Raw genomic sequence first — 23,240 nt, 5'->3', positions numbered from 1 at the left:
TATCCCCCTCATCAGCCTTTCTTTTTCACCACGGCCCTGACCGGACTCCCATCCCCTGCTTCTAATGCAAGCGGTAATGCAGCCAAATCGTATAGCCCAGGCTCAAGTCCGTCAAGGACCAGCCCTTCCAGGATATGAATCCCACAGCCAGACAGCGCATGATGTGCAGGCAATTCTTTGCTGTCGAGAAAGTCAACGGAAGGTAAATCAATCCCAAGCAGCCTCACTCCTTTATTTGCAAGGAAGGGTGCTAAACCTGGTTCAACCGCTGGAATCCATTCAGGAAAACGGCTGTGGTCCTTCCATTGTCCAGTACCCAGCAACAACCTTCGGACTCCTGTCAATTCAACGCCTTCAAAATCTTTGATGCCAATACTTTCAGCTGCACCCACCTTTACTACAAGTGCAGTTCCAATATATAAATCGATATCAAGTTCGATGATTTTTTTCCCTGTCCATCAAAATGAAAGGGCGCATCAATATGGGTTCCTATATGGGTACTCATCCGAATTTCCCCTACATTCACGGATGCACCCTCCGCTATTGATGAATTAAGCCTATATGAATATTGTGCATCTCCTGGCCAATATGGCGTACTTTCATTCAGGCGCTGAGAAATATCTAACCATGGATTCAACTATAATTTCCCCTCCAGTCAAAGCTTACAGTTTGGTCCTTAAAGTCCAAAGCTCAGGAAAAAATGGCTGTTCGACCACCTTCTTCAGATAACTTACACCGGATGATCCGCCCGTTCCCATCTTATTACCGATGATCCGCTCGACAGTGCTCATATGATTGAATCTCCAGAATTGTTGCTGACTTCCAATATCAACGAGTTTTTCGGCCAACTCATACAAATCCCAGTATTTATGCACATCACGGTAAACTTTCAGCCACGCGCTTTCGACACTGGCATTTGCCCGATAGGTTTCAGACCAATCCCTGTTCAAGACTGATTCATCAACGGGAAGTCCTTTTGCAGCCAAAGCCCCAATCGCCGCATCATAAATACTAGGTTTATTCAAAGCAGCCATCATCGACTCATACAGCTCAGGCTGATGACGGAAAACCGCCAATATTTGCGAATTCTTTTGACCCAATGCAAATTCTATCAACCTGTTCTGAAATGATTGAAATCCGGATGAGTTTCCTAGTTTATCCCGGAATTCCATATAATCAGATGGCGTTAAGGTCGAAAGCACATTCCAGGATTGAACAAGTTGCTGTTGGATTCTAGCCACTCTGGATAGCATCTTAAAGGAAGGCTCCAAGTGCCCTGCCTCAATATGTTCCGTTGCTGCAGTCAATTCATGGAGGATCAATTTCATCCATAATTCACTGGTTTGGTGAATGATGATGAACAGCATTTCATCGTGATGTCCGGAAAGCCGGTGCTGACTTGATAAAATTTGATTTAAATGCAGGTAGTCCCCATAGGACATATCCTTCTCAAAATCAGTTACCATCCCTTCTTCCAAACGATGTTTATCCTTTGGTCCATTATCCATACCATCCCTCTTTCCCTTTACGTTCTTTTGATTTTCGACATTAAAAAATAAACGATGCAAAGGAAGACCAGCCAAGGAACACCGAACTGGAGAACGATTTTAAACGGGCCAGTGAACCAAGTAGATACCGTTAAAGCAAACAAGAGTAATGCACCAAGAATCGTTAAATACGGAAAGCCATACATTTTGACCGGTAATTTACGCCCCCCTGATCTCTCCCACCCCTTTCTGAAATATAAATGGGAGATGAACACCATGAACCAGGTTAAAATGGCTCCGAACATCGATATCCCCATCATGAATGCATATGAGGTATCCGGAAGCAGGACCTTTACTCCTGCAGCAAGAAATATGCCCAAAGTGGATATGAGAAGGGCTCTTATCGGGACTCCTTTCCGGCTCACTTTTTGAAACAGGGATGGAGCCTGCTTTTGCTCGGATAATGAAAATATCATTCTGGTGGAGGCATATAATTGGCTATTCATTGCAGATAAAGCAGCTGTTAAAATAATGAAATTCATTATCCCCGATGCTCCAGGGATATTCAGGATTTCCATTACCCTAACAAATGGGCTTTTCTCAATACCAGCGGATTGCCAGGGAACGATCATTAACATGATTCCGATTGTCAGTACATAAAAAGTGGCAAGTCTGAAGACAGTTGCCTTCAACGCTTTAGGGACGGCAATATCAGGGTCTTTTGCTTCTCCCGCCGTCACCGCAATCAACTCAGTTCCTAAAAAGCTGAAGAGAGAAATAAATATAGCGACCCAAAGCCCCCAAAACCCGAAAGGCATAAAACCTCCATCATTGGCATAGTTCTCTGCACCGATCCCGCTTGAAGGTTCGGCGCCAATCACCACATAGGCACCCAAAAGAATGAAAATGACAATGGCGCTAATTTTGATCATTGAAAATATATACTCAAAATTCCCGAATGTATTGACACTTGTCGCATTTACATAGATTAGCAAGGCAGCAAAAAGGAAGATCCAAACGCTTCCAGGTACATCCGGGAACCAATATTTCATATATACCGAGATTGCACTCACTTCGACACCAATGGCAAGGACATTCGCTATCCAATATGAATACCTCACAACAAAACCCGCAAATGGACTTATATATTTTTCAGCAATGGTTCCAAAGGATCCTGATGTTGGATGGGCTACAGTCATTTCCGCCAAACATCCCATCAGGAGAAGGACAATGAATGCACCTATTGCATAGCTGATCAGTACACTTGGACCTGCCGTTGAAATCGCAAGGCCACTGCCCAAAAATAATCCTGTGCCGATTGCACAACCCATGGCAATCATTGTAATTTGATTCGATGATAATTCACGATGCAGCTTATTTTTCTCCATTTGGTGCTCCCATTCTAGGCAATGATTCCCCTTTTATTTTCATAGTTTTCATATAACCTGCCGTCCATGATCTTTTTGAGGACCTGTACCGTTTCATAAACTTCCTGAAAAGTGGTATAAAGAGCAACAGGTGCTAAACGAATCATATTCGGTTCACGATAATCGGGTATGATAGCCTCATGTTTCAATGCTTTACATATTCTTGCAGCTTCTTGATGTTCAATGATGATATGACCGCCCCTTTTTGATTCATCCCTTGGGCTGCCAATTTCAAATCCAAATCCCGCCAATTCCGATTCGATTAAATCCATAAGATATTGAGTCAGCCTCAAAGATTTATTCCGGACTTGTTCGATTCCCGCTTCCGCAAACATTTCTAGCGAGCCTAAAAGAGGAGCCATGCTTAAAATATGGGGAGTTCCAATCTGAAAGGCACCTGCTGAATTTGCCTGAGTGAAGGAATGTTCCATATCGAACTGCTTATCCTTCCGCGAGCCAAACCATCCCGCCAACCCGGGCTTCCTGTCAAAATGCTTACGGTTCACATATAACCCCGCTACACAACCTGGCCCGCCATTCAAATGCTTATAATTACACCAAAAAGCGAAATCCACTTCCCACTTGTCAAACCAATGCGGAATGGCACCCACGGAATGACAGGCATCGAATCCTATCATGATTCCACGCGCATGCGCTTCTTTTGTTAACCTCTCCATATCAAGGATCTGTCCGCTTCGATATAAGACCGTCGGAAGTACAATCAACCCTATTTCCTCTTTCATCTCTGCAATGATGTCATCTTCTTCAAGGAATTTACCATCTCGGCTTTTCACCTGGACTAAATGTGACGAAGGGTCCAGCCCATGCAATTGGAGCTGGCTTTGAAGTGCATAGATATCACTGGGAAAGGTTAGGTCATCCGCCAAAATCTTATTCCTGCCAGCTATCGGTTCAAAAAAGGTCGCCGCAAGCTGATGCAGATTAGCTGTAGTTGACCCTCCCATTATCACTTCATCCACTGCTGCCCCAACCAATTGGGCACTCAATTCACCCAATCTCTCAGAATAGTAAAACCAAGGCTCTGCACCCTTCGTCCACCCATCAATTCCATACCTTTTCCAATCTTCCAATGAATTCATTAAACTTTTCTCAGCCCGCTTCGATAAAAGTCCCAATGAGTTTCCATCCATATAAATCATCCCGGGATTCAAGTAGAACTCCTCTCGGTAAGGAACTAATGGATCTACCTGATCCAAAGTTTTGGCATCCTCTTTCATTGACATAAAATTCCCCTCGCTTTCTTCCGAGTCCACTATATTTCACTTGTAAATCCCTACCCCTTCCCATGCCAACCTTATCATTCTGTTAGGATCTTTTTCAATATAATCCTTTTTATCAAAAATCATTGTGTAGTGATTGGTTTCATCATATTTCGGCCAGATTTCGCCTTCCGGGGGATTGGGGTTTCCATGTTTCGCAAAGTTGACCCAATGGCCCTGTATCCTTTGGGAAACCTTTAGTGCAGCTGGCCTGGAACCATATGAAGTAATCCGTTTGCCCAATGCCGAGTCGAAAGTCTGGAAGGCAAAAGGAATTTCAATACCATGGGTCGCCCCTAATTTACTTATGCGCATTGCCGCCGTTTTATAATCAAAACGGTACATCCATGTTTTTTCGATGCGACTGTATGCCTCCGCATACCAAACCGAAGGAATATGGAAAGTCGCATCCCGGCCAATGCCTAGCATAGCTTCCTTTTTCGGGTAGTTCAAATAAGCATTCGTAATTCGCTCTTTCGCCTCTGGATCAGTATTTTCAAACATTTTATGTATCATCTCTTCATTTGTCGGGATTAACGGGGAATCCATCTGGTCGAATAATGTAGCTTCGTCCCTATTTGTTCCTATAAGCAAGGATATTCCCTTTACTTTTCCTGATCGAATCGAATCTAGTGGATAATCAGGCAGGAAGTCACCATCCACGACAGGTCCAAATGATAGGGAACCCGGCTTGTCTTGCGAGTTTTCCTGTAAGAGTTGGTAGGATGCCGCGACAATCTCTTGAACTGGAAGTGTTTTTAACCGATGGATTTCATTCTTTTCAATGCCCAAGATCTCAAGGAACCTTTCACTGAAATGGCGCGCAAATCCTTTTCCGTAAACAGATGTCGGAGCGGGACTTTCTGCAATAGCTTGTTTAAATAGACCTCTCGCTGAAGGAACGGTAAGTAAAGTCGTTACGGCATTCCCTCCAGCTGATTCACCAAATATCGTAACATTTTCAGGGTTGCCGCCAAAAGCTTCTATATTCTCTTTAATCCACTTCAGAGACGCCACTTGATCACGTAAACCTAAATTGGTTTCAAATATTTCCCCATCAACTGCCAAATCGGTAAAATCCAAATATCCCAGTGCACCCAGCCTATAGTTGATGCTTACTACGACTACGTCTCCATTCTTAGCCAATAAGTGTCCATTGTACATGTCAAGGGATCCGGCTCCCGTTATATATGCTCCACCATGAATCCACACCATGACCGGGCGTTTTTTATCATCAGCTCTAGGTGACCAGATGTTCAGGAACAAGCAATCCTCATCCATTTTTTCATTTCCTGCCATTCCTGTTCTTACAGCCCGATCCATCGGCTGTTGGGGTATGGGACCAAAATCCACTGCATCCATGACACCGCTCCATTTATCAACGGGCTCAGGCGAGCGGAAACGCAGAGCATCTATCGGCGGTTTCGCATACCTGACTCCACGCCAAACGCATATACCGTTTTCCATAGTGCCTTGAAGATGTCCTTTACCTGTCGTAACTATTGATCCAATCATTCACTCTCACCTCTTCATATAGTCGTAGATACTTAAGTTCTTCTTTTTCCGTTCACTTATATCCTTCATCTATATCGAAAAAAGATTAAAATCTCCATTTAGCCAAGTGCCACTATCTTATGCAATCCTTAAGTAAGCATCGTTTGCCGAGTTCAACAAAAAAAAGACCCAATCAGGTCTTTTTTTGTTGAACTCGGCAAAAATCTTAGGCGAGCATGGCAATGATGCTCAATAAAGAGCTGCTCCGAACGGAAAGCTGTTTTGCAGCATATGTTAACTGCTGTTCATCAAGCTTTTCCAGTAAGGGCTTTAATTCAAGCAATTCATTCTCCAGTCCTTTAAGGTCTGTAGATATCTTGTCCACCAACAAGAGCACTTGCTCCGAATCAACAGTGGTTTCAGACAAAACTTGTAACCGTTCCTTGATTTCAGTCAACGGCATATTCTGTTCTTTATACCGATTAATCATTTGAAGACGATTTAGGGCATCTTCTGTGTAATATCGATATCTTGACCCAGTTTTTTCATAGTTCAGCATTCCTAATTGTGTGTAATAGTCAATGGTTCTCCTCGAAACATTCGCAAGTTCAGCAAGCTGGCCAATCCGATATATATTCATCCAGACAGTCACCTTCTTTTAAAATCTACTGTTAACGATACTATAACATAACAATCCAAAAAGGTGACTTCGAGGATGAATCCATTAGACTACTTTATCCGAATTACCCTTCAGCTGCTTCTTGGCAAAATACAGAGCATCTTCCTTCGATTTAAAAAAGTGCTGTTTTTCTATTTTATGATACAATCCGGTGCTGAGTAGCAATTCCTTTGGTTGCTGCTGGATTCCAGAAATGATTAATTTCCCCTTATATTTTCCGATACGATTAACAATCGCCAATAGTGCAGCCTCTGCTGAAGTGTCCATATAGGTTACCCGGCGCATGCTTAATACCAACACCTTCGTCTTATTATCCAAGTTCGCTAATATCGATGATTCCAGGACATCAATCGAACCAAAGAAGAGAGGGCCTTCCAAGTTATACACATTGATCTTTGAATCCGAATTATCAATAGGAACAACCTCAGTAATCTCATGACTTCTTTCCCTAACCTTTAACGTTTGGCTCATTTTTGCAATGAAGGTGATGAATGCAATCGATAAGCCAATCCCCACTCCCATGATTAAATCAGTGAAGACAGTGACGAGAAAGGTGACTAGCAAAACGGCAGAATCCGCAGTCTTCGTTCTCAATACATGGGCGAATTCCTTTCTTTCACTCATATTCCAGGCAACAAACATCAATATGGGTGCCATGCTAGCCAAAGGTATATGCGCTGCAAATGGAGAAAGGACAAGCAAGACTAATAAAACGACAATTCCGTGAATGACTCCTGACATCGGAGAGGCTGCCCCGCTTTTTATATTGGTAGCTGTCCTGGCAATAGCACCTGTTGCCGGTATCCCACCGAAGAATGGAGTCGCGATGTTCGCGATCCCTTGGGCAACCAATTCCTTATTACTATCATGCTTGGTCCCCCCCATGTTATCGGCCACGGTAGCGGATAACAATGACTCGACACCGCCCAACAAAGCAATCGTAAAAGCAACTGGAAGGAGTGTGATAATGATCTCCACTGAAAGCTCCGGCACTTGGAATTCCGGAAAACCTCTCGGAATCACTCCATAAGTGGAACCAATCGTAGCCACCTTATCGGGAAATAAAAAGTAGGCAGACATTGTGGATATTAGCAGCCCCAGAAGTGGAGCTGGCACTCGCGGCAGAAGTCTAGGTGCCAGCAGGATGACGATGAAACATATGATCGCAACAATCACACTATATATATTGATCGTGCCTGCATTAATCACCAGTTCTTTCATGTTATCTATAAAAAATTCATGTTTTTCCACATTCATACCAAAGAAGCTGGCAATCTGCCCAGAAAAGATTATTATCGCAATTCCTGTAGTAAATCCAATGATGACAGGACGGGGAATGAACTTCATCAAATTCCCTAACTTAAGAAGGCCCATCAAGACTAATATCATCCCCGCTAAAAACCCGGCAATTAGCAGACTTTCATATCCATATTGCATAACGATACCAAATAATAAAGGTACAAATGCTCCGGTCGGTCCTCCAATTTGATACTTGGAGCCACCCAAAATCGATATGAGGATTCCCGCGATGATGGTCGTATATAATCCGTATATCGGTTCGACGCCTGAAGCAATTGCAAAAGCCAATCCTAAAGGAATGGCCACAACACCTACAACCAATCCTGCCGTTACGTCCTTTTGAAAACCCTTCATGTTATATCCTTGGAATCTGGAATCTTTTATCATCCTTTTCAAACTCACATCCTTAGTCGTTTTTTAAAATCGGAATTTACCATTATCAGGAAAAAGATATTCTTTCATTTTAGAGGGAGTTACTCAATCGATATCAATATTAACTATTGTAGAGGATACTATTCTTTCAACGGGACTGATTGGTTCACTACAAACATACGGGGGACCTTTCAAAAATAATAAATAATCGTCATATGTAATCTCCTTTGTTAAGTTATTTGACATGGTTCTTGGCCACGCTTCAACATTATACAGTAAAACGTAAAACTGTACATTGTTAGCAATGTAAACATTTGTTTACATTTTTTTGAATATTTTTACATACACATTACAATCCGGGACCATACTTCCAGTCTAGTTAGATTGATCCCGGAGATATAGACTATAAACCGGGAAGTTTGAACTTTCGACTAATTCCCCACTCATCTCAAGGTGTCGCCTTAAAACAAATATTGATCATAATTCCCGATACTACAGAATCGTTTTTTCCAAACTTATCTTTTATGGTCGATATAATTTCCCTATTATTCGTTCAATCATTTACTGGTCTATATATACAAAAAACCTCTTGATTAATATCAAGAGGTTTTCTTTCTATTTACAGCTCTTCTCCTCTCGTCTCGATAATATGCTTGTACCAATGAAACGACAGCTTCTTTTTTCGGTTTAATTGATCATGATGGTCCACGTAAATAAATCCGTATTGCTTTTTATACCCGTTTAACCAGCTTAATAGATCGATGACAGACCAAGCGTAATACCCTTTTAAGTGAATGCCTTCTTTGATTGCACGCTTAATAACTTTTAAATGTTCCTCAATATATTTAATACGAGGAACATCCACTATTTCACCATCAATAATCGGATCCTCATCACCAAGTCCGTTTTCCGTAACATACATTTTAATATCACCATAACGCCCTTTTAACATATGAAGCCCATCTAAAAATCCTTGAGGAGAGATTTCCCACCCCCATTTTGTATATGTTTTATCTTCCATTTTCACGGTCCGATAAAAGCCATCAAAAGATGGGTTCCCTGGAGCTAGAGTAGATGTTTCTCTTGAATGCTCCATGGATGAAACGGCTTCCCGATTTTTTTCCACTCGAATGGGCTGGTAATAATTAAGTCCAATAAAATCATTCTTTTCCGCATTTCTTTTTAACGTATCCAGTTCTTCTTCGGTCCAACTTGGCGTCCAGCCTTTCTCCTTTAATTGCTCAACCACATAACCTGGATATTCACCCTTTAATATTGGGTCATAATACCAAAAAGTTTCATATTCATTGGCATGTCGGGCAGCTAATGCATTCTCATGCTTATCATCTATGCTGTAAGCTGGTAAGAAAACATGGGTAATCCCAATTTCACCGTAATGATTCAGTGCCTTGTATACTTCTACTGCTTTCGCATGTGCATAAAACACGTAATGTGTCGCTTGAAAATATTTATTCTCATCATTTTGGATACCAGGCGGATGCGCACCTTTTAAATAGCCCAATCCGCAAAACATTACCGTTTCATTAAACGTGATCCAATGTTTGATGCGGTCTCCGAATGCCTTAAAACAAATTTCTGCATACTTGACGAATGCTTCAGCTGTTCGCTTATTCGTCCATCCTCCATCTTGTTCAAGCGTCAAAGGCAAATCCCAATGATACAGCGTAACAAAAGGAACTATCCCATATTTTAAGCATTCATTTATTACATTATTATAAAATTCCAAGCCTTTTTCATTTACTTCTCCGTCACCTGTGGGCAAAATACGTGCCCATGAAATGGAAAACCGATACGATTCAAGTCCCATCTCTGCCATTAATTTAATATCTTCTTTGTAACGATGATAATGGTCTATGGCTACATCTCCGTTTGTACCTTCATATGTTTTCCCCGGAATCTTTGAAAAAACATCCCAATTCGTTATACCTTTACCATCTTCATTCCATGCTCCTTCTATTTGAAAAGAAGCAGAAGCTGCTCCGAATAAAAAATCGTGTGGAAACTTCATAATAAACCCTCCGTTTTTATACCAGCTTATTAAATTGATAATAATATATTTTATTCATTGGCACAAATATTTATATAATTTTATTCAATATTTGACTATATAATCTTCGTAATAACATAACCATTAAAGATAGTATTTACTGTATAGGAATGATTAAATCCCGTGTCAATGAGAAACCTAAAATAAAAGACGTTAATTCTGTGAATCAATGCCTCTCTTTTAGTCAAAGATGAAATAACCTTACTTACCCTTACCCTTTTGAACAAATAGGGTATTCAATATACTGGTTTGGTGATTTCGGATGTAGATTGTATACGAATGACGGGTTTCATTTTGATTGCATTCCCCTCAAATATTTCTTGTTTCTCCATCTAGGTTTATCCCTATCTATCGTATGTACACATACAAAACCCGTCCACCTAAGGAGGACGGGTTACACATATATTCAAGATTTTGGCTCACCTTTCCACGACCAAGGTCAACCCTCTTAACTGGCTTTTGCCATAGGTGAACTGGAATGACAAGTTCATCCTGAGCCTTTTTGAAGGATAGAATTCTACAAATTTGGCAATAGCAGCCCATTTGATGGTGCAGGGTCCTTTCCACTCCCCTTTAAGTGGCGAAGCAATTATGAAAAATCTGATGATTGCTATGTAGGCCATCCCTTGTGTGGAGTTACACGTTGAGCCCATTGGTCATCAATAGTTCTTATTGATTCATTTGCACGGTGATCAGCATTTTCTGTTATGGACAGTGCACTGCCTGGAGTATTACTGCCCACTTAATTGGGCAGTATCTTGGAGAACTATCTTTCTCTCCATTTTTTATATTCAGACTTTATCATTTCCCATTGAAGTTCTTTCGTTGCATGTACCTGATAATCGGCTTTATTAAGAGTATTTCCCACACCGACAGCAAACATTTCGCTTGCCTTGATGGAGTCAATCCCTGCAGAAGCATCTTCAATTCCGATTGATCGTTTTGGATTCGCATCAAGCTGTTTACATGCCGTCAAGAAAATTTCCGGATCAGGTTTCGATTTTTTTACTTTTGCAGCATCTACAACGTAATCAAAAGTATCCTCTAACTGTAGTGCCTTTAATACGGTGCTTGCATTTCTGGAAACAGAAGCAAGTCCAATGGAAATTCCTTCTAATTTAATGTTGGTAATCAGCTCCAAAATCCCTGGCAGTATATCTTGAGGCGTCAATTCATTCAGAAACTCACAGTAGTGAAGGTTCTTTTTTTCAGCCATTTTTTCTTTTTCGCTCAAAGTGAAGTCATTTTGCTGATTTCCTTCTTGCAAAATCAACTCAAGGGAATCCATTCGGCTTACCCCCTTTAGCCTCTCGTTAAAGACCTCGTTAATACTAATTCCTATTTCACTAGCCAGTTCTCGCCAAGCCAGGAAATGATAATGCGCTGAATCGGTTATGACACCATCAAGGTCAAATACTACTGCATTAATAAATTTTTCTTCCATTTTAACCGTCCCTCTCTTTTCGAAGAAGTGCTGCAACATTTCGAGATGTTCTCTCTATATTTTTAAATGCACTACCTAGAATGTTTTCGATGGGCAGCATTGCAGGAATCGTAGGGAATATGGCATCAAACCCATGATCGTAAAGAACATCAGATCCCTCACCCACACTTCCGCAAATCGCTATTACTTTTGCTTTGGGTGGTGCGCATTTAGCTACACCCGAGGGCGCTTTTCCATATATTGTCTGATGGTCTATTTTCCCTTCTCCCACAATCACTATATCTGCATCTTGACAAATTTCTTTTACCTTTAGATGCTCCATCATAAGTTCAATGCCCTTTTTTAGTTTAGCTCCTGTGAATAACAACAGACCGGCGCCCATCCCTCCACCTGCACCACTCCCGGGTAAGGAGGAGACATCCATTCCTAAATAGTTGCCTGCCATTTGATGAAACCTGCCCATGGCTTTATCCATTTCATCTAGCATATCTTCAGGAAGCCCTTTTTGTGGACCATAAATATAGGTTGCACCGTCAAGGCCCGTTAAGGGATTTTCCACATCTGCTGCTATCGTAATATTAACAAGATCTAATCTCCGGTCACGGTTCCTTTCAGACATAGAAACAATATTAAACAGATCCTTGCCGGTACCCTTTACTGCTTTTCTTTCACCATCAAAAAATTCATAACCAAGAGCGGAAGCCATCCCTACTCCTCCATCATTAGTTGAACTCCCGCCAACTCCAATGATCAGTTCGGAAGCACCTTGGTTCATAGCGTGAATCATCAGCTCTCCCACACCAAAAGAAGTAGTATGTAAGGGATTTCGTTGCTCTATAGGAACAAGATGCAATCCGCATGCTTCCGCCATTTCGATAAATGCTGTCTCTCCATCATTCGAGAAAGCTATTTTCGCTTCAACCGGCAATCCTAGTGGACCGGTAACAGAAATGCTTTCGACCCTTCCCTTGTGAGCGGATACCAAAGCTTGAACAGTACCTTCACCGCCGTCTGCAATTGGAAGCAAATGATACTCCGCTTTCGGGAAAATGGACATGAAACCGGATTGAATGGCTCTTGCGACCTGGTCTGATGGTAAACTCTCTTTAAATGAATCTGGTGCAATTACAATTTTCATGTCTGCCTCCTGAATGTTACCTAATGAGTTCTTCTTATGAATAATCGTGAAAGCAAGCAAGTAAAATCCTAATTCAGATGATTACATTGCAAGTACGAATGCTTTTAAGAGCGATAGTATTTCTTCTGCTATTGGAAGCTTACTTCAACTTTGTTCAATAGCAAGTATTCAGCACCGTTTAGTTCTATTAGTACATCATCACCCGAGACTTTCGTTATTACGGCTTGCTTATGTGTAAGGATGATATGTAAGCGCGACCCTCGGAAAATTAATGGAAAGGCAAGTTCCGACCAGTCAGATGGCATGTTAGGTTTTAAGCTTAAGCGATGATCCTTGATCGAGATATTCGCAAAACCGAACATTGTCGCCATCCAGATGGCACCAAGGGATGCAGCATGAAGCCCTTCATCTGAAGATAGTGGGTTCGGGCCCAAGTCGATTAAAGATGCTTCATGGAAAAATTCATATGACTTTTCTAGTTCACCCGCTCTTGCTGCAACTATGGCATGAATCGCTTTGCTCAGTGAAGAATCGTGTATGGTGTGCTCCTCGTAATAATGCAAATTTTCAGAGATTACATCACTTGGAAATAACTCCGGAAATAAATAAAGCAGCATAACGACATCGGCTTGTTTTAAAATTTGCATTTCATTTACTTCTTGACGTGAAAAATCCATAAGAATCCCTTGACTACCCTGAGATTCTTTATAGCGGGAAAGGTCGATTTCAGGCTTGCTGAGGAATGTATCATCCTGGGGAATGATTTTATGATCATTAGCCTTAGGTAAATATAAACGCTTTAGAAATTCCTGTCCTCGTTCCATTAGCAAACCATCAGAATCCCCATACTTATCCATAAAAAATAGTGCCTGATCAACATTGTACCAAGCCATATAGTTTGTAAATGCATTATTATCAACGTGTTCTGTGTATTCATCCGGCCCGATGACATCTTTGATAACCAACTGTCCATTTTCTTCTACACCCCTGCTGATCCAAAACCGGCTCGTTTCTTTAAGCAGCTCAAGCCCTTCTTTTCTCATAAAAGCATCATCTAATGTATTTTTGTAATATTCCACAACTGTATAAGCAATGTCTGCCACAATATGATGTTCAGCTATAGCGGACGCCACTTTCTGCCGCTTTCCAGTTTTAATATTAATGGCCGCAAATTCAGGTGTTTCTTCTTCTCCGGTAAAAGCACTTTCCCAAGGGAATAAAGCACCTTCAAAGCCATTGGATGCAGCTTTCTCTTTTGCCTGTTCTAGTTTTAAATAGCGGTATCGCAAGAGTTTTCTCGCTTTTTCCGGATCTGTAAACAGATGGAAGGGTAAAATGAACATTTCAGTATCCCAAAAAACATGACCTTTATATCCTTCCCCCGTCAAACCTTTCGCGCCGACACTGAATCGTTCATCATGTGCAGGTGTCATAACTTCTATTTGATATAAAGAAAAATCAACAGCAAGCTGATCAAAATCCCTGGTTGACGATATTTTGATGCGCTTTTGCTTCCAAAATTGCGCCCACTTCCCTGCTGACTTTTCAAGTAAAGCGTCATATCCATATGAAGAGTATTTTCTTAGTGCCACAACACTTGCTACTTCTGGGCTTTTCCCCATAATATCTGCATCAAGTGACGTAAAAACGGCACCGATTCTTTCTAGAACAAAAGGGGTATCAGGCAGAAGGTCCTGCTTAATGGTGGATAGCAGCTGCCTATTTTTTGCTGAATAAGATATATCACTCTCGACTGAACAAATACAACACGCCGCAAGTGCAATCGTATGCCCTGATTCGGTAGTTTTATAGATGCCCTGTATCAAGTCCCCCTCAATTACACGAACCTTTTCTTCAATAAGATGCTGTTTTCCAAAGTTAGTTTGCTGCGCATTGATTCCAGTTACTATTTTTATTTGTGTGTTTTTGTCCAAAGAAATGACGGTTAATTTTGTACCTAGAACATGAAGGTCATTTTTTGCTACAAAACGTTGAAATGTAAAACGGAAACGTGCACCAGAATTACTTTTCCATAGTATTTCACGGTTTAATTCCCCGGTTTCAAAGTTTAGCTGGCGTTTATATGAAAGGACTTCTCCCGTTAGCAGGGAAAAAATTTCTCCATCAACCTCAATATTCATTCCTATCATATCTGGCAAATTGACTAATTCGGACGGTTCATTAGCCGTAGCTTTATTATAAATACCGGCTACATACATACCTCGTGTTTGATCTACATAGTTTTCTTCATGGGTGGCACGCAGACCACAGTATCCATTCCCTATTGTCATTAAACTAGCAAATTTATTTATATAACGCAGGTCAAATCCATTTTCCACTAATTTTTTCATATGGTTACACTTTCACCTTTTTCAGCAGATTGATAGAGAGCTTCGATAAGTTGCACGATCAAGTAACCTTGTCTTCCATTAGCCACCATGACTTCTTTGCCCAAACATTTATCAACAAAGGCAGCCATTCCTTTCTGAACCCTGTCCGGATCAGCTGTCTTTCTGTCCAAAATCGTCACTAATTCACCTTTTTGATCAGTATAAATATTGGCAGGAAAAAGTGTTGCTCCCGCCTCATCTCCAAAAAATTCCACATTCATGATTGATGTTTCTTTAATATTTAAAGCAAAAGAAGTCTCGAGTTGCAGCAAGCAACCGCCTTCAAGCTCAATAAAACCAAAAAGGGAATCTTCCACTTCATACTTTTTTGGATCCCATTCCCCAAAAGATCCATGTGATTTTTTTGTGCCAATTTTTTGAAACATCTTGGCTGTTACCTTCTCCACTTTTGGATAGCCTAACACATAGAGGGCGGCATCGAGCATGTGGACACCTAAATCTATTAGAGGCCCCCCTCCTTGCGCTTCTTTATTTATAAAATTCCCCCACCCTGGTACACCGCTTCGGCGCAGGGCTTTTGCTTTTACGACATAAATATCTCCCAGCACACCTTCTGTCACATTTTTTCGTAAAATTTTAACATCATCAGCAAAACGGTGATGAAAATTATATGCAAGAATAAGGTTGTTTTCTTTAGCAACTTCTTGCATATGCTTTGCTTCTATAGAGGATATTGCGGGTGGTTTCTCGCACATTACATGACAGCCATATTCCAAAGCCTTTATCACATTTTCATAATGATATCTATTTGGCGTGCAGACACTAACGATGTCAGGCTGTTCTGCCTGAAACATTTCATCTGCATCTGTATATGATCGAGCTATTCCGTTACGTTTCGCAAAGTTTTTTGTCCGCTCAATATTCGGACCAACAACTGCAACAATTTCTACTTCTTCACGTGTATGGTAGTAGGGAACATGTACTTTTTCTGCCGTTTGTCCTCCACCAATTATCGCAACTTTCTTCTTCATCCTTGTTCAGCCCCTCTAAAGCCTAATGATTGTTGGAGGTGACGCAATGCTTTTATATATTCCGCTTTTGGATCATTTCCTCTTACACGGCATTCAAGTGTTAAAAAACCATCATATCCATCTTCTTTTAGTTGATTAAAAGGGGTCTTGAAATCCAGTGAGCCGCTACCCGGCTGAAAACGATGATTATCTGCCAAGTGAATGTGCCCAATCAAGTCCCGATTTGCATGTAATGCCCCTGAAATATCATCTTCTTCAATATTCATATGATAGAAGTCTGCAATGATTTTTACATTGTTTAAATTATTTCCTTCTATATAACTTCTTGCGTCGGCTAATGTGTTGATCATATGATCCTGATAGCGATTCAATGGTTCTAAGAAAATTGTCGTCCCAGTCTCTTTTGCGATTGTGTCCAGGTAAAGCAGGGAATTGCTTATGGACTCTTTATCACCCTCCTGGCTTCTGGGAGAAACCATTGGGGGCAGACGGTAAGTGAACATGCCCCACGCAGCTGGAACCACGATCCCTTTCCCACCTACTTCTTGTAACGCTTCCAGGATTTTTTTGATTTCAACTAATCCATTTAGTCTGCGTTCCTCGACAAAGTCACCAATCCAGCCTGTATAGCCTCCGCAGGCAGTCGTAACCGGAATTCCAGTTTCCGCTATGGCATTTTTTATTTCGTCTAGATGCTCAACTAGCATTCTGCCATCAATTTCAAATCCTTCAAAGCCAGCCTCTTTTAAAAAAAGGAATTTTTCTCTGATATTCTTAGGGAAAAACTCCTGGTCCTGTGTACCAATTTTCATTAATAACTCCCCCACACACATGTATTAAAATGGAAAATTCACTAAAATCCGCTATTTTCATTTTTTCAATTTGTAAGGAAACCGCTACAACCTGGACAAACTCATTATTATTTTTTATATTCGATTCCCATTTTAATACTTAGTTCAGGATGCTGATCTACATATTCCATGTACGCTTCTGCACTCTTTTCAAACGTAACGATTGGTTCGATGATATCTTCACAATTCAGATACCCGTTCATTAACAACTCCCAACAGGTCTCCTCTATCCGCTTTCTATTCCAACGTGGATAATCTGGATTAGGTTCGCTTGCTGCGCGGGAGAACACAATCTTAGCATTATTGAAATGAGCTTCACGGCCAAAATTCAACCCTTCTGGGAAAGCCTTCCCAAAGGCTACATATGAGATAGTCCCGCCATATGCAATACCCTTTAGTGCCGCCTGAAGAGCTGCAGCATTGCCACTTGTTTCAATGATTGAATCTGCCCCTATTTTGTTTGTCAGCTTTTTCACTTCAAAACCTACATCACAAACAGTTGGATCAAAACAAGCATCCGCCCCGTTACGAAGCGCAATATCTCGGCGCTGGTTCAGTGGGTCAATGCCGACAACGATACTCGCACCTGCTTTTTTAGCCAACTGGATTGCCAGCTGTCCAATTGCTCCAAGCCCAACCACCACTACGTAATCACCTGCGCGAACATTAGCATCGCGTACACCGCTCATTGCAAATTGTGCAGGATCATAGCAAACTGCATTTTGCCATTTTGAACCCTCTGGCATTTTACGTAAACGGTGGTTATCAACTGCATTTACAATAACAGTCTCCCTGATTGGTCCATATGTACAAACAGTCTCCCCCACCTGGTATCCCGTTACTTCGGTTCCTACTTCAATTATTTGACCTACAACCATATTTCCAAGCTGGAATTCACCAAATACGATCCCTTTAGTTGTACCTTCTTCCCGTGGCATAAACATGCGCCATTCTTCAGAGAAGTTCTCATCCATAAAAGGAGTCATCCCGCGGAAGTCTATAACTTCCGTGCCATGTTTAGGGGAGGCAAACTGCACTTCTATTTTCACCTCATTTGGCTTTATGGAACTTTCTTCATAATCCAGCAATGCCGCTACTCTTGGTTTTACCGCAACTAGTTTTTTCATAATAAATTACCTTCTCTCATTTATTTTGTATTCCGTTTACCCTTTCACTCCTCCTTCAGTTAAGTTTCCTTTTATGAAGTGCTCGGAGATTGCGTACATCCCCACTACAGGCAGCGCCGTTATAAGCGAAGCGGCCATCATTCTGCCCCATATATAGTCAGGTGTACTGAACAATGCATTTAAGCCGATTGGAAGCGTGAAGTTTGCAGAATCCGACAAGAAAATGGATGCAAATAGATAATCATTCCAAGCGACCATAAAGGAATATACAAAAACGGATATGATACCTGATATGGCTAGTGGAATGATAATATAGAAAATGATCTGCACACGGTTCAACCCATCAATCATCGCCGCTTCCTCCAGATCCTCTGGGATAGTGTCAAAATAACTTTTTAACATGAATATCGAGGTTGGAAGCGTTTGAACAATCATGGTGATAATCAGTGCTGTTTTCGTATCATATAACCCAAGTCCGGAGATGATCTTAAATAAAGGAACGACAAGTAAAATCCCAGACAACATATACACCGTATAAAAACTAGCATTTATGGTAGTTTTTCCGATAAACTTCAATTTCGAAAGGGCATAAGCCCCGAAAATGCCTATTGCAACTGACAGCAATGCTGCAGTAAGGGCCACTATTAAACTATTCTTAAAATAAGATAAATAGGGGAAGATATCGGGATTAAAGATATCTACATAATGCTGGAATGTCCAATCCTCTGGAAAAAAGGATGGGTTAGTAGCAACCGCTTCCTTCGAACTTTTAAAGGAAGTCATCAACATGATGAAGAATGGGAATAGGGAAATAGTCAACAGGATGATCAGCCCAAGATAAAACCCGATCTTTCTTGCTGCTTTATTCTTTTTACTGCTAGCCATTGCCATTTAATTTCACCCGCTTTCTTGATGCTATTATAACGATAGAAAGAATAATAAAAAGAATTACAGAGATGGATGCGGCTTTACCGAGATCATTAAAAGCAAATGCCGTTTCATATAGGTAAATCCCAATAATATTCACTTTGTTTGTTAACAGATATACATCTGTGAACATATAGAACAACCAGATGGAACGTAGCGTTATAATTGTTATCAGCACAGGCATAATTGCCGGGATGGTAACATTTTTGAACTTTTCCCAGGTGGAAGCCCCATCAATTTCTGCCGCCTCATATAAACTTTTATCCACTGTCTGCAATATCGCCAGGAATGAGATGAACGCATAAGGAAAGTATCTCCATATTGCAAAAAGAACGACTAGAATGAAGCTGCTAACAGGATTATCAAACCAGAGAGGTGCCTTTTCAAATAAATGAAACACGTCAACTCCTAAATAATTTACGACACCATAGCCATTATTGAACATGTATTTCCAAGCAAAAACCAAAGAAATTGAAGGGGTTACATAGGACAGAATAATTAATGAACGGGCAGCCTTACGGAATTTGAATGGACGGTTAAAAAAGATTGCCACAACCAATCCCAAGGCTGTACTCCCCGCCACCGCTAAAATCATGTATAAAAGTGTAGTTCCCAATGATTTTAAAAATTCGATATCCGTCAGTATTTCTGTATAATTTTGTAACCCGACAAAGGTTGCACTTAGCCTTGGGTTAATTGGAAGATCAAAAAAGCTGATCTTTATGTTAGATATCATTGGGTATGCAACCAGCAAAAGCACTAAAAAGACACTTGGGAAAAGTAGCACCACTGCCAATCCCAAATCTGATTTCCCTCTTTTTTCCATTTTTTGATCCCCCTAAATAATCACATTTTTAAATTGTACAAACCAATAAGGGATTTTCTAACTTTATTGTTAGGCGTAGACCTTGGACTTATTTCTAAAAATAGAGGGCCTTAATCACCTTCACTTATGCCTTATTTTTTTAAGACATCTTTCATTTTCTGTTCAGCGTTTTTAACTTCCATATCAACGCTTTTTCCTCCGACTGTTATATCATTTACCAATTTGGAAATAGAGCCTGAACTCGATATCACTCCCATTTTCACGTAGTTTTTTTCACCGACCAAACCAAACACTTGGATTTCATTAAATGATGCGGCGATTTCGGTTGATAAGTCTCCGAAGGACTTTACTACTTCATTTGCCTGATATGCAGCATTTTCTGTAACCGCTTTACTAACTGGTTGTGCACCGCCTGGTGACATTAATACCCACTCGGTCATATTTTCTGGCCTGGACAAAAACGTTGTGAATTCCTGTGCTGCTTCTTTTTGAGGATCATCCAATCCAGAAGAGATCGTGATTGCAGAAACCGTTCCAAACACCGCTTTTGTTTTTTGCTCCGGAATTGCAAACCCTATATTTTCTGCATCGCCTTCTTCATATACAGAAGGAAGGATATAAGTTGAATATACCGCCATTGGTGTTGTGCCATTCATGAATGCATCTTTCACCTCAGTGGTATCATTTGAACCAGGCATCGTATATTGGGCCAATTCTTTATAATAAGTTAGCGCTTCTTTCATCGCCTTTTTATTAAAATCCAACTGCCCTTTGCCATCAAGAACATTCGCATTGTTTGATAGAGCAAATTGTGAGAATGCCTGCTCTGAAAATCCGCCTTCAACAGTCGGCAAACCAATACCGTACTTTTTATTGCCGCTGTCAGTAAATGCCTTTGCGATCGACATTACATCATCCCAGGTTTTCGGCTCTTCGAATCCTTTGGATGCCAGCATTTCTTTATTAAACCAAATGCCTTGAACCCAGCCGCTGATAGGGATACCAGTGTGCCCTTTCCCATCTTCTGGTGTTACTAATTTTAAGGCACCATCATAGAAGTCTTTTTTACCAGCTTTATCAAGGGTATTACTAACTGCCTCTTTGTCGATAAGTTGTTCTTTATCCATGACTTTGGCATAATCTTGCCCAACTTCAAGTACCGCAGGAAGTTTCCCAGCACTAGCTAAAGTGATAATTTTTGTATTATATGAATCTTCTTGAACTGGAACTTGCTTGATTTTAATAGTGGGATTTTCTTTCTCAAACTTTTTTACCAGCTTGTTGACGACGGCTAGACGCTCTTGCTCTACAGAGGAATGCATGAACTCAATTGTTGTTTTTGCCTCTTCTCCTGCCTTTTCGTTCCCACCACATGCTGATAAAGTCATGCTTAAAACTAAGATAAATACCAAAATTAGGATTTTGAATTTCATCTTTCTGCCTCCTAGTTAAATTGATTTCAACCAAAGGAATTGATAGGGATTTAGTGTAATGGTACCTTCGAGAGCCATTTTATCCCCCGTTATTACATTTACAAAATTGCCTGAAGCCTGGCAATCTACAGGTTCATTTGCAAAATTGTGAATAATGAATAGACTATTTTGGGGATCATTTCCTCTTTTGAGTGCAAATAATTTTTCACCTTTATCCAAAATTTCCATAGGCACATCTGGATGAAATAATGCTTCTGCTTTTCTAATTTTGATAATGTTCGTTAACTCTATATATATCTTGCTTCGTAAAGAACCTGATTTTTCCAGTTCTGTTTCAATTTTATCCAAGCTATACTTTTGGCGGTTAATTGAACGGTTCATTCCTGTTTTAGCTACACCTTCATAATCATTACTAGATCCTAATATACTCTGGATATAAACTGCTGGCACTCCCTGAAGTGATAATAAAATGGAGTGTGCCGCTAAAAACCTTTTCACCTTTAACTCATCATCATCCGACAGTTTATTTAACGCGTCCAAGTACGTCACATTGATTTCATATGGACTTTCCGTGCCATCTGGATTTTTTTTGTAGTTAACTTTTGCGCCTTCCCTTTTCAGGTCCGTTACCAGATCAAGAATTTCTTCCTCTGAGATAATACCGCGAATAGGATTCAATCCAATACCGTCGTGTGAAGCAAGGAAATTAAAGAATGTTGTATTATCCCCTGCTGGCTGTAGATTTCTTGCCCACTCTGTGAGAGCGCTCCCATCTCCGCGATTAATGGAGTAAAGCACAAGCGGCGGTAAAGGGAACTGATAAACCATATGTGCCTCATCGCTTCCATTGCCGAAATATGAAATATTATCTTTATGAGGTACATTCGTTTCAGTGATGATGACAGTTCCTTTAGCGACTTCCTCAACAATATCACGGAACAATTTTATGATTTGGTGCGTTTTTTCAAGGTGGATACAAGTCCCTCCGACTTCTTTCCACATGAACCCTACCGCATCTAGCCTAATATATTCCGCACCTCGCTCAATATAAAATAATAGAACATCAATCATTCTCAATAAAACTTTTGGGTTTTTGAAATTCAAATCAATTTGGTCTTCACTAAACGTCGTCCAAACATGCTTTTCCGATCCATCATCCATTTTAAACCTGGTGAGGACAGGTGTGGATCTTGGTCTTGTTACTGAACTTAAATCTACATTGGGATCCATCTCCGTGAAAAAGCCGGAATATTCAGGATTCCCGTTTATGTACTCTTTAAACCAATCACTTTTTGCTGAGATATGGTTGCACACATAATCAAACATGATTCTCGTTTTTTTCGATAGTTTTTCAATATCTTCCCAATCTCCTGCAATTGGATTGACCTTCTTATAATCCACTACCGAAAAACCATCATCCGACGAATATGGATAAAAAGGCAGAAGATGAACGATTTCAAATTTGTCTGCTAAATAACGATCAAATACCTTCTCAAAAGTCGCCAGTGTAGGCTTGCCTTCCTCCTGAAATTGATCAGAATACGTAATCAAGACAATATCTTTTTCATCCCATCTTTGTTTTCTTTTTTTATAGGGTGTTTCTTTTGCTTTTACAAGTTTACCTTTTAGGTCAGTCCAAATCTTTTGTGTATCCGATTCTCCATAAATTACGGATAATCTCTGTTTAATATATTCCATATACGCCCCCTTCTTGGAACCGTTTCCATATAAATTAATAGTTAAATACTTTTCCGTGGAACCGCTCCCACAAACAAAATATAATACAGTAAGCGTTCTCTGTCAACAAGAACCCAAATGGGGAACCACGCTTTTATTTTAGAGGGTTTACCTAATTTTATATGGGGTCCAAAAATGGCTTTCTCTGCAAGATTGCCTACTACTTTTAAAATTTCTATTGCCACTATCATGATTCATCAATATAATTTACCCTATGAAACCGCTCTTATTATTAATAAATAAAATCAATCTATAAAAAAATAAACCAA

The 23,240-nt window shown here is 40.5% G+C and carries 18 protein-coding genes and 1 pseudogene; all 19 read right to left on the bottom strand.

All coding sequences use genetic code 11. From position 1 onward, the window contains the following. Positions 1 to 11: 11 nt before the first annotated feature. Positions 12 to 637 (bottom strand): annotated as a pseudogene (gene kynB, locus ABIE66_RS06905) (arylformamidase). A gap of 25 nt (positions 638 to 662) precedes the next feature. Next, positions 663 to 1,508 (bottom strand): tryptophan 2,3-dioxygenase, encoded by an 846-nt coding sequence (gene kynA, locus ABIE66_RS06900; protein ID WP_289324177.1) that lies wholly within the window; start codon positions 1,506 to 1,508, stop codon positions 663 to 665. A gap of 17 nt (positions 1,509 to 1,525) precedes the next feature. Further along, positions 1,526 to 2,875, bottom strand: a complete 1,350-nt coding sequence (locus ABIE66_RS06895; RefSeq protein ID WP_289317407.1) for an amino acid permease — start codon at positions 2,873 to 2,875, stop codon at positions 1,526 to 1,528. Between the two features lie 14 nt (positions 2,876 to 2,889). Continuing rightward, positions 2,890 to 4,158, bottom strand: coding sequence for a kynureninase (kynU, locus tag ABIE66_RS06890; protein WP_370014272.1), 1,269 nt, complete (start codon positions 4,156 to 4,158; stop codon positions 2,890 to 2,892). Positions 4,159 to 4,194: 36 nt separating this feature from the next. After that, positions 4,195 to 5,709 (bottom strand): carboxylesterase/lipase family protein, encoded by a 1,515-nt coding sequence (locus ABIE66_RS06885; protein WP_370014271.1) that lies wholly within the window; start codon positions 5,707 to 5,709, stop codon positions 4,195 to 4,197. A gap of 205 nt (positions 5,710 to 5,914) precedes the next feature. Next, complete coding sequence (locus tag ABIE66_RS06880; RefSeq protein ID WP_289317410.1) at positions 5,915 to 6,328, bottom strand: MerR family transcriptional regulator; 414 nt, start codon at positions 6,326 to 6,328, stop codon at positions 5,915 to 5,917. A gap of 84 nt (positions 6,329 to 6,412) precedes the next feature. Then, positions 6,413 to 8,053: a SulP family inorganic anion transporter gene (locus tag ABIE66_RS06875; RefSeq protein ID WP_370016993.1), complete on the bottom strand. Its 1,641-nt coding sequence runs from the start codon at positions 8,051 to 8,053 to the stop codon at positions 6,413 to 6,415. A 604-nt stretch (positions 8,054 to 8,657) separates the two neighbouring features. Then, positions 8,658 to 10,067, bottom strand: coding sequence for a glycoside hydrolase family 1 protein (locus ABIE66_RS06870; RefSeq protein ID WP_370014270.1), 1,410 nt, complete (start codon positions 10,065 to 10,067; stop codon positions 8,658 to 8,660). Between the two features lie 649 nt (positions 10,068 to 10,716). After that, positions 10,717 to 10,848, bottom strand: a complete 132-nt coding sequence (locus ABIE66_RS06865) for a hypothetical protein (RefSeq protein WP_370014269.1) — start codon at positions 10,846 to 10,848, stop codon at positions 10,717 to 10,719. A 24-nt stretch (positions 10,849 to 10,872) separates the two neighbouring features. Further along, entirely contained in the window at positions 10,873 to 11,550 is a 678-nt protein-coding gene (gene pgmB / locus ABIE66_RS06860) for a beta-phosphoglucomutase (protein WP_370014268.1), read from the bottom strand. 1 nt (position 11,551) lies between these two features. Beyond that, positions 11,552 to 12,688, bottom strand: a complete 1,137-nt coding sequence (locus tag ABIE66_RS06855; RefSeq protein ID WP_289324172.1) for a glycerate kinase — start codon at positions 12,686 to 12,688, stop codon at positions 11,552 to 11,554. A gap of 128 nt (positions 12,689 to 12,816) precedes the next feature. Then, a complete protein-coding gene (locus ABIE66_RS06850) occupies positions 12,817 to 15,039 on the bottom strand; it encodes a glycoside hydrolase family 65 protein (RefSeq protein WP_370014267.1) in 2,223 nt (740 codons plus the stop codon). Then, the gene (locus tag ABIE66_RS06845; RefSeq protein WP_370014266.1) at positions 15,036 to 16,070 is read right to left on the bottom strand and encodes a Gfo/Idh/MocA family protein; all 1,035 of its coding nucleotides are present in this window, start codon (positions 16,068 to 16,070) and stop codon (positions 15,036 to 15,038) included. The genes ABIE66_RS06850 and ABIE66_RS06845 overlap by 4 nt, the downstream gene beginning before the upstream one ends. After that, positions 16,067 to 16,882 carry a sugar phosphate isomerase/epimerase family protein gene (locus tag ABIE66_RS06840; protein WP_289324169.1) on the bottom strand — a complete coding sequence of 272 codons (816 nt, stop codon included), beginning with the start codon at positions 16,880 to 16,882 and terminating at the stop codon, positions 16,067 to 16,069. Before ABIE66_RS06840 ends, ABIE66_RS06845 begins: the two co-directional genes overlap by 4 nt. A 107-nt stretch (positions 16,883 to 16,989) precedes the next feature. Continuing rightward, positions 16,990 to 18,048 (bottom strand): zinc-dependent alcohol dehydrogenase, encoded by a 1,059-nt coding sequence (locus tag ABIE66_RS06835; protein WP_289324168.1) that lies wholly within the window; start codon positions 18,046 to 18,048, stop codon positions 16,990 to 16,992. A 36-nt stretch (positions 18,049 to 18,084) separates the two neighbouring features. After that, complete coding sequence (locus tag ABIE66_RS06830) at positions 18,085 to 18,933, bottom strand: carbohydrate ABC transporter permease (protein ID WP_370016992.1); 849 nt, start codon at positions 18,931 to 18,933, stop codon at positions 18,085 to 18,087. Next, positions 18,926 to 19,801, bottom strand: coding sequence for a carbohydrate ABC transporter permease (locus tag ABIE66_RS06825; RefSeq protein ID WP_370014265.1), 876 nt, complete (start codon positions 19,799 to 19,801; stop codon positions 18,926 to 18,928). Before ABIE66_RS06825 ends, ABIE66_RS06830 begins: the two co-directional genes overlap by 8 nt. Before the next feature lie 131 nt (positions 19,802 to 19,932). After that, a complete protein-coding gene (locus ABIE66_RS06820; RefSeq protein ID WP_370014264.1) occupies positions 19,933 to 21,234 on the bottom strand; it encodes an ABC transporter substrate-binding protein in 1,302 nt (433 codons plus the stop codon). Between the two features lie 15 nt (positions 21,235 to 21,249). Beyond that, positions 21,250 to 22,932, bottom strand: coding sequence for a sugar phosphorylase (locus ABIE66_RS06815; RefSeq protein ID WP_370014263.1), 1,683 nt, complete (start codon positions 22,930 to 22,932; stop codon positions 21,250 to 21,252). Between the last annotated feature and the right edge of the window lie 308 nt (positions 22,933 to 23,240).

Source organism: Peribacillus sp. B2I2 (genome assembly GCF_041261685.1).
In the GTDB taxonomy this organism is placed as follows: Bacteria; Bacillota; Bacilli; order Bacillales; family DSM-1321; genus Peribacillus.
Note: the sequence above shows the minus strand (reverse complement) of the source record. Positions and strands in the feature narration are given on the sequence as shown.

Coding starts and splice junctions, on each gene's coding strand:
- ABIE66_RS06830 (WP_370016992.1), bottom strand. CDS start 18,933: ATGGCTAGCAGTAAAAAGAATAAAGCAGCAAGAAAGATCGGGTTTTAT.
- kynA (WP_289324177.1), bottom strand. CDS start 1,508: ATGGATAATGGACCAAAGGATAAACATCGTTTGGAAGAAGGGATGGTA.
- ABIE66_RS06880 (WP_289317410.1), bottom strand. CDS start 6,328: ATGAATATATATCGGATTGGCCAGCTTGCTGAACTTGCGAATGTTTCG.
- ABIE66_RS06840 (WP_289324169.1), bottom strand. CDS start 16,882: ATGAAAATTGGTACACAGGACCAGGAGTTTTTCCCTAAGAATATCAGA.
- ABIE66_RS06845 (WP_370014266.1), bottom strand. CDS start 16,070: ATGAAGAAGAAAGTTGCGATAATTGGTGGAGGACAAACGGCAGAAAAA.
- ABIE66_RS06815 (WP_370014263.1), bottom strand. CDS start 22,932: ATGGAATATATTAAACAGAGATTATCCGTAATTTATGGAGAATCGGAT.
- pgmB (WP_370014268.1), bottom strand. CDS start 11,550: ATGGAAGAAAAATTTATTAATGCAGTAGTATTTGACCTTGATGGTGTC.
- ABIE66_RS06875 (WP_370016993.1), bottom strand. CDS start 8,053: ATGATAAAAGATTCCAGATTCCAAGGATATAACATGAAGGGTTTTCAA.
- ABIE66_RS06885 (WP_370014271.1), bottom strand. CDS start 5,709: ATGATTGGATCAATAGTTACGACAGGTAAAGGACATCTTCAAGGCACT.
- ABIE66_RS06835 (WP_289324168.1), bottom strand. CDS start 18,048: ATGAAAAAACTAGTTGCGGTAAAACCAAGAGTAGCGGCATTGCTGGAT.
- kynU (WP_370014272.1), bottom strand. CDS start 4,158: ATGTCAATGAAAGAGGATGCCAAAACTTTGGATCAGGTAGATCCATTA.
- ABIE66_RS06855 (WP_289324172.1), bottom strand. CDS start 12,688: ATGAAAATTGTAATTGCACCAGATTCATTTAAAGAGAGTTTACCATCA.
- ABIE66_RS06850 (WP_370014267.1), bottom strand. CDS start 15,039: ATGAAAAAATTAGTGGAAAATGGATTTGACCTGCGTTATATAAATAAA.
- ABIE66_RS06825 (WP_370014265.1), bottom strand. CDS start 19,801: ATGGAAAAAAGAGGGAAATCAGATTTGGGATTGGCAGTGGTGCTACTT.
- ABIE66_RS06870 (WP_370014270.1), bottom strand. CDS start 10,067: ATGAAGTTTCCACACGATTTTTTATTCGGAGCAGCTTCTGCTTCTTTT.
- ABIE66_RS06820 (WP_370014264.1), bottom strand. CDS start 21,234: ATGAAATTCAAAATCCTAATTTTGGTATTTATCTTAGTTTTAAGCATG.
- ABIE66_RS06895 (WP_289317407.1), bottom strand. CDS start 2,875: ATGGAGAAAAATAAGCTGCATCGTGAATTATCATCGAATCAAATTACA.